Source organism: Microcella sp. (genome assembly GCF_030645145.1).
In the GTDB taxonomy this organism is placed as follows: Bacteria; Actinomycetota; Actinomycetes; order Actinomycetales; family Microbacteriaceae; genus Microcella.
In genome coordinates this window covers 20,599-27,286 of the sequence record NZ_JAUSMI010000175.1, presented here as the reverse complement: position 1 = coordinate 27,286, position 6,688 = coordinate 20,599, and the positions used below count along the sequence as shown (strand labels likewise).

Sequence of the window (6,688 nt, the reverse complement as noted above, 5' to 3'; positions counted from 1 at the left end):
ACGGCCGTCAGCTGCCCCTGCGCGCGGCGGAGCCGGTTGGTGATCTTCTTCGCCTCGGCCGCCGGAATGGTCGTCACGGTCGCTCCCCCGTCTCGTAGTCGAGCCCGCGCTGCACCCAGGCGGACGTCCCGCCCGCGACCGACACGGCGTCGAGTCCGCGTGCGAGCAGGTAGTCGGCGGCGCGCTGGCTGCGGGCGCCGGAGTGGCAGATGACGTAGATGCGCTCGTCGTGCGGCATCGTCTCGACCGCGTCGGGCACCGTGCCGAGCGGGACGAGCCGGGCACCGGGGACGTGCGCCGCGGTGTACTCGTCGAGCTCGCGCACGTCGATGAGGGCGATCGGGCCCTGCGCGTGGTGCTGCGCGAGCTCGTCGACGGTGATCTCGTCAGCCACGGGTTGCTCCAGTCAGGATCGGGGCGGCGGTCGCCGCGGTGCCGGTGACCCACGTCGTGTACCCGCCGTCGAGGTTCGCCGCCGTCACACCGTACTGCCGCAGGAGGGCCGCCGCGGTGTGGCCGCGCTGGCCGACCTTGCAGTGCACGATGACGCGCTCGCCCCGCAGCGACTCGGCGTGCTCGCGCAGGCCGTCGAGCGGCATGAGCTCGGCGCCGGGGATCGCCCCCGCCGCGTTCTCGCCCGTCGTCCGGACGTCGATGAGGCGCCAGCCCTCGGAGAGCCGGTCGGAGAGCTCGTGCCACTGCACGCTCTCCTCCCCGTCGATGAGGTTGTCGTCGACGTACCCGAGCATGTTGATCGGGTCCTTCGCCGAGGCGAACTGGGGTGCGTAGGCGAGCTCGAGATCGGCGAGCTGCCGACCCGTGAGGCCGCCCGCCATCGCGGTCGCGATGACGTCGATGCGCTTGTCCGCCCCGTTCTCGCCGACCGCCTGAGCACCGAGGATGCGATCGGTCTCGGCGTCGAGGACGAGCTTGAGCGAAAGGATGGTCGCGCCCGGGTAGTAGCCGGCGTGGTCGCTCGGGTGCGTGTGGATGACGCGGATGCTGCGCCCCTCCTCGCGCAGCTCGCGCTCGGTGCGGCCGACCACCGCGGCGGTGAGGCCGAAGACGCCGATGACCGCGGTGCCGAACGCGGGCACGGCGTCGTGCGGGCGACCTGCGATCGCGTCGGCGGCGAGACGCCCGTGGCGGTTGGCGAGCCCGGCGAGCCACACGGGGGCCGAGCCGCCCTCGGCGCGCTGCTTGAGCGCGGCGTCGCCGACGGCCCAGATCGCGGGGTCGGAGGTGCGCTGCTGCGCGTCGACGACGAGGTAGCCGCGCTCATCGAGCTCGAGCCCCGCGTCGCGGGCGAGCGCGGTGTCGGGGCGGATGCCGACGGAGAGGATGACGAGGTCGGCCTCGAGGGTCGCGGCCCCGCCGTCGAGCACCACGTGGTCGGGCTCGATGGCCGAGAGGGCCGTCCCGAGACGGACGTCGACGCCGTTCGCGCGCATCCGCTCGGCGACGAGATGGGCCATCTCGACGTCGAAGGGGCGCAGCAGCTGCGGGAGCATCTCGACGACCGTGACCTCGAGGCCGCGGTGGCGGAGGTTCTCGGCGAGCTCGAGCCCGATGAAGCCGCCGCCGGCGACGACGACGCGGCGCGCGTCGCGGGCGCGCTCGATGATCGCGTCCATGTCGGCGAGGTCGCGCAGGGCGAGGCCGTGCTCGACGCCGGGAATGGGGATGCGCACGGGGCTCGCGCCCGTGCTGAGGACGAGCGCGTCGTAGGCGATCCGCTCCTCCGCGCCGGTCTCGACGGAGCGCGCGGTCACGGTGCGGGCCTCGCGGTCGATCGCGACGGCCTCGGTGCGCACTCGCACGTCGAGGCCGAACCGGGCGCCGAGGGCGGCGGGGGTCTGGAGGACGAGCGAGGCGCGATCCTCGATGACGCCGCCGACGTGGTACGGCAGGCCGCAGTTGGCGAAGCTCACGTGCTCGCCACGCTCGAGGACGACGATGCGGGCGGTCTCGTCGAGGCGGCGGAGGCGGGTCGCAGCGGACATGCCGCCCGCGACGCCGCCGACGATCACATAGGTTCGAGGGTGGGTCATGACTCGAGCGTATACCCCCGGGGGTATTTTTGCAAGTGTGCGGATGCCCGGCGCGAGGCCCGAGGGGGCCGTGCTCCCAGCCCGCTCACGATCGCCCCCCAGAGCCGTGTGCGACAGTCGGGATCATGCCCAGGCCCGCCCTCCTCCGCCGCGCGCGGGCGCGCATCCTCACGATCTTCTCCGGCGATCCCGACGGCGTTCCCGCGTGGGTGAGCGCCCTCGAGACGGGCGACGACGAGGGCTTCTTCGGGCCCGGCTCGGCGGTCTGGGCGGTGCACAACGGCACACCCACGATCGTGGCGGGCATCCGCGCCCTGCTCATGCAGACCCTGCACCCCGGGGCGATGGCGGGCGTGCACGATCACAGCCGCTACCAGCAGGACCCTCTCGGGCGCCTCGCCGGCACGGTGCGCTGGGTGCTCACGACGACCTTCGCCGACCGCGCGCAGGCCGAGGCCGGCTGCGCGTGGGTGTCGCGCCTGCACGAGCGCGTGCGCGGCGAGTACGCGGGCCCCGACGGCACCCCGCGCGACTACCGCGCCGACGACGCCGACCTCATCGGCTGGGTGCACTGCGTGTTCGCCGACGCCTTCATCGGCTCGCACGAGACGTGGGGCGGGCCCGTTCCCGGCGGTTCCGATCAGTACGTGCGCGAGTGGGCCGTCGCGGGCGAGCTCATGGGCATGGCCGACCCGCCGCGCTCGCGCGCCGAGCTCGACGCCGCGATCGCCTCCTACATCCCCGTCCTGCGGCGCGACGAGCGCGTCGATGACGCCGTGCGCTGGCTGCGGTCGCCGCAGCTCGGGCGCGCGGTCGGGCCCGCGTACCGCATCCTCTTCGCCGGCGCGGTCGCCTCCCTGCCCGATCGCTATCGGCGGATGCTCGGCCTGCGTCGCCCGTGGTGGCCGGCGATCACGGCGACACGCCTGATGCTCGCGGGCATGCGCGTCGTGCTCGGAACCGAGTCGTCGAGCATGCGCTTCACGCAGCTGCGACTCGAGCGGCTCGCGGGCCAGAACGCCTGAGCGCGCGCTCGGGCCCGGCCCGAGGGGTCAGAACGGCTGCTCGACCGGAAGCCCGGTGCGCAGCTCGACCGGCAGGTGGCCGAGGTCGTTGTGCGCGACGAGCACGGGCGGCTTCGCCGAGCGCACGCGGATGATCGTGAGCCCGCAGTTGGCCTGATTGACGCCCATCCACCGCCAGGCGGGGGCGCCGAAGACCTCGCGCACGAACCACGCGATGACGAAGTTGTGCGTGATGAGGAGATCGTGGCGGTCGTCGCGCGAGGGCGACAGCCACTCGGCGGTCGCGTCGGCCATCTGCGCCTCGCCCGCCGCGATCTCGGCCTCGGTCACGCCGCCGAAGAACGACTCGAAGGCGTGCGGCATGTCCGGCGAGGGGCCGGAGGGGATGCAGTCCATGAGCAGAGCCGTCGGCACCGGCTCGATCGAGGGCATGCGCGCGGTCATCGTGCGCGCCGTCTCGACCGCCCGCTGGAGCGGCGAGGTGTGCACGCTCGCGAACGGGACGCCGCTGAGGCGCTCGGCGATCGCCGTCGCCTGCCGCTGACCGCGCCCGCTGAGGGGGCCGTCGGGGAGCCCGTGCTCGGCGTCCTGCTGCTCGCCGTGGCGCACGAGGTACACGTACCGGGACACGATCGCACTCCTTCGTCGCCTTCGACCCTACGTCATCAGCCGAGATGACGGCCCGCGCCGTCGAGCCCCCCGGATTGGGGAGCGAAAGGAATTCAAATGCGGACAGACAACCCGGTCTGTCCCCTGCTACAGTGAACCCATCGAGCCGGTTCTCCGGAGCGATCGCAGGAGCTACCCACTCCTCGCGAAGCAGATGCAGCGCCCCTGTCGTCCCGACCCCCCGATCGACGGCATCGGCAGCGCTGCAGTGAGGAGACACACCGTGACGGTCAGCGCCCCCCTCGAGGCCGCACGGCGTGTCGCCCCTGCGAAGGCCCGGATCCTCGAGACCGCGATGCGCCGCTTCTACGACGACGGCATCCGACAGGTCGGCGTCGACCTGCTCATCTCGGAGTCGAAGGTCACGAAAGCGACGTTCTACAAGCACTTCGGCTCGAAGGACCGCCTCGTGCTCGAGTACATCTCGACGCGACGCGACGCCTCGCTCGAGTCGATCGAGGGCCTCGTCGTCGCTCACACCGACCCGCGCGTCGGCCTGCGGCTCGTGGCGGATGCCGTAGTCGCGCAGGTGAACGCGCCCGGCTACCGAGGGTGCCCGTTCCAGAAGGCCGCCGCGGAGTTCTCGGACCCCGCCCACCCGGTCCGGGTCGTCGTGACCGAGTTCCACGAGTCGCTGCATGAGATCTTCGAGTCGACGCTCGCGCGCATGGAGCACCCGCTGCCGGGCGAGGCCGCGGACGAATTGATGCTCGCATACGACGGCGCGATGGCCTGGAGCCACGTCGGCGACGTCATCGCCGCGAGCTCGGCGCTGCGTCGCGTGTTCGACCGCATCATCGGCGAGACCGCCCGCTGAGTCGTCCCTGTCGACGGGACGACGCGGGTCGGCCCGGCTACGCGCTCGCGCGGTCCAGCTCGGTGAGGTGATGCCGCCCGAGAGCGAGCGCCGGCGCGGCCATGATCGCGTCGAGCTGGTCCGCGCCGCTGACCGAGACGACGGGAGCGACCACCCGCGGGCGGCTCAGCAGCCACGCGAGCGAGACCGTGGCGACCGAGGAGTCGAGGTCGGCCGCGACGCGGTCGAGGGCGTGGAGGATGCGGATCCCTCGACGGGTCAGGTGGCGCGCGGCCTCCGACCCGCGCCCGTGGCGCTCGAGGTCGGCGCGCGAGCGGTACTTGCCGGTGAGGAAGCCGGCCTCGAGGGCGAAGCGCGGCATGACGCCGAGATCCAGCTGCGCGGCGACGCGGGCGAGGCCGCCCTCGTACTCCGTGCGATGGAGCAGGTTGTAGTGGTTCTGCAGAGCGATCATCGGCGCGACGCCGAGCTGGCCGGCGGCGATGCGCGCCTCGAGCAGCCGGTCGGGGGTGTGGTGCGAGCCGCCGAAGGCGCGGACCCGTCCGTCGCGGATGAGCTCGTCGACCGCCGCGAGGGTCTCCTCGAACGGCACCGCCTCATCGTCGATGTGGAGGTAGAGGACGTCGATGCTGCTCACGCCGAGCCGATCGAGCGAGGCGCTCACGGCCGCGTCGATCGCGCGGGCGGACAGGCCCGGGTTGTCGGGGCTCTTGCCGATCTTGGTCGCGATCGTGAGCCCGTCGCGGACGCCTCGGCGGCGCATCCAGTTGCCGATCATGATCTCGCTGCGCCCGCCGGCGTAGGAGTCGGCGGTGTCGATGAAGGAGCCGCCCAGCTCGAGGAAGCGATCGAGGATCGCCGTCGTCGTCGACTCGTCGGCCCTCCAGCCGAAGTTCGTGCCGCTGAGCGCGATCGGGAAGACCCGGATAGGGCTCGGCCCGATGCGGCGCCATGCCACGGGTGCGGCACCCGTCGGCGCGGAGGTCGGCGCGGTGTTGGTCGGCGCGGTGCTGGTCGGCGCAGGCGCCATCAGGTCGGCGCCGCCCCTCGTGTCGGTCACGGTCGGGCCTTTCGAGCTGCGGCGGGGTGGCCGCGGGTGCGGATCGTGGCCACACGGTAGCGCCCGAGCCGAATTCCGCTCGACTCCGCCACGCGATCGTTACCCGACCGTGAATCACGGTGCCCGGCGTCGGGTCCGCCCGGACGCCATGATGAGGCCGCGCCCCCACAGGCGCGACCGCATCGGGGTTCTCTCCCGGCGCTACGAGGCGGGGTGCACCTCATCGATGCCGGAGGACTTCTTCGCCGCGTTGACCGCGACGATGCCGAAGCCGACCTTGTTGAGCACGTCGGCGATCACGTAGATCACCGCGGCGACGCCGACCGCGAGGCCGATGTCGCTGCCGCTGATCTCGAGGAACTCCTGCGTCGCCGTGGCGAGCGGGTAGATCGACCAGCCGATGATCACGAAGAGTCGCATGATCGAGACGGCGCGGCGCACGTGCTCCGGAGCGCCGGAGACCTTGACGGTGAAGACCGCGTACACGATGTAGAGCCACGCGAGCACGGAGATTACGAAGAAGATCACGTTGCCGGCCGAGCCGGGCTCGCCGACCTCGCCGAGGTAGCCCGTGACGATCATGATGATGTCGGCGATGACCAGTCGGGTGATGAGACCCTTCTTGGCCGCACCGGCGAGCGCGACGATGATGCCGAACTCGATGAGCAGCAGCGGAGTCGTGATGAGCCAGTCGATGTATCGGACGGGTGTGGTCGCCTCGACCGCCGCGGCGTCGATCGCACCGCCGGGGAACGCGACCATGTCCTTCATGACGTAGTAGAGGATCGCCGCCACGAAGGTGATGACGGCCGCGTACGTCGCGACCGACCTCAGCTCCGGCTTGAGATCGTTCCGCTCCATGATGAACCACAGGGTGCCCGCCGCCATCGCGACGAAGCCGAGCATGAAGAACGCCTGCACAATCTGGAAGTCCACAATTCTCCTTCGAATCGTGTGAAGCGCCGCTCGGGGGCGAGCGGCGGTATGGACTCCATCGGGTCGTGGGCCCCTCCGGGATGGGTGACGCTCGCGAATCTATCTTCGAGTGTCGGAATCCGCCCCCAGG

General features: G+C 71.8%; 7 protein-coding genes. 2 read left to right on the top strand and 5 right to left on the bottom strand.

Translation table 11 applies throughout. The annotated features are described in order from the left end of the window. Positions 1–73: 73 nt before the first annotated feature. Complete coding sequence (locus Q7T15_RS12290; RefSeq protein ID WP_304696551.1) at positions 74–394, bottom strand: rhodanese-like domain-containing protein; 321 nt, start codon at positions 392–394, stop codon at positions 74–76. Beyond that, positions 387–2,051, bottom strand: coding sequence for an FAD-dependent oxidoreductase (locus Q7T15_RS12285; RefSeq protein WP_304696550.1), 1,665 nt, complete (start codon positions 2,049–2,051; stop codon positions 387–389). Before Q7T15_RS12285 ends, Q7T15_RS12290 begins: the two co-directional genes overlap by 8 nt. 125 nt (positions 2,052–2,176) lie before the next feature. Between Q7T15_RS12285 and Q7T15_RS12280 the strand changes: the two genes are divergently transcribed. Beyond that, complete coding sequence (locus Q7T15_RS12280; protein ID WP_304696549.1) at positions 2,177–3,076, top strand: oxygenase MpaB family protein; 900 nt, start codon at positions 2,177–2,179, stop codon at positions 3,074–3,076. Between the two features lie 27 nt (positions 3,077–3,103). Here the strand turns inward: Q7T15_RS12280 and Q7T15_RS12275 are convergent, their stop codons facing one another. Beyond that, a complete protein-coding gene (locus Q7T15_RS12275) occupies positions 3,104–3,706 on the bottom strand; it encodes a histidine phosphatase family protein (protein ID WP_304696548.1) in 603 nt (200 codons plus the stop codon). A 262-nt stretch (positions 3,707–3,968) separates the two neighbouring features. On the opposite strand from Q7T15_RS12275, the gene Q7T15_RS12270 reads away from it, so the two are divergent. Further along, positions 3,969–4,562: a TetR/AcrR family transcriptional regulator gene (locus tag Q7T15_RS12270; RefSeq protein ID WP_304696547.1), complete on the top strand. Its 594-nt coding sequence runs from the start codon at positions 3,969–3,971 to the stop codon at positions 4,560–4,562. A 37-nt stretch (positions 4,563–4,599) separates the two neighbouring features. Here Q7T15_RS12270 and Q7T15_RS12265 read toward each other — a convergent pair whose 3' ends face one another. Both Q7T15_RS12265 and Q7T15_RS12260 read right to left on the bottom strand, forming a co-directional pair. Then, positions 4,600–5,622, bottom strand: a complete 1,023-nt coding sequence (locus tag Q7T15_RS12265) for an aldo/keto reductase (RefSeq protein ID WP_304696546.1) — start codon at positions 5,620–5,622, stop codon at positions 4,600–4,602. 201 nt (positions 5,623–5,823) lie between these two features. Further along, positions 5,824–6,558, bottom strand: a complete 735-nt coding sequence (locus Q7T15_RS12260) for a bacteriorhodopsin (protein WP_304696545.1) — start codon at positions 6,556–6,558, stop codon at positions 5,824–5,826. Between the last annotated feature and the right edge of the window lie 130 nt (positions 6,559–6,688).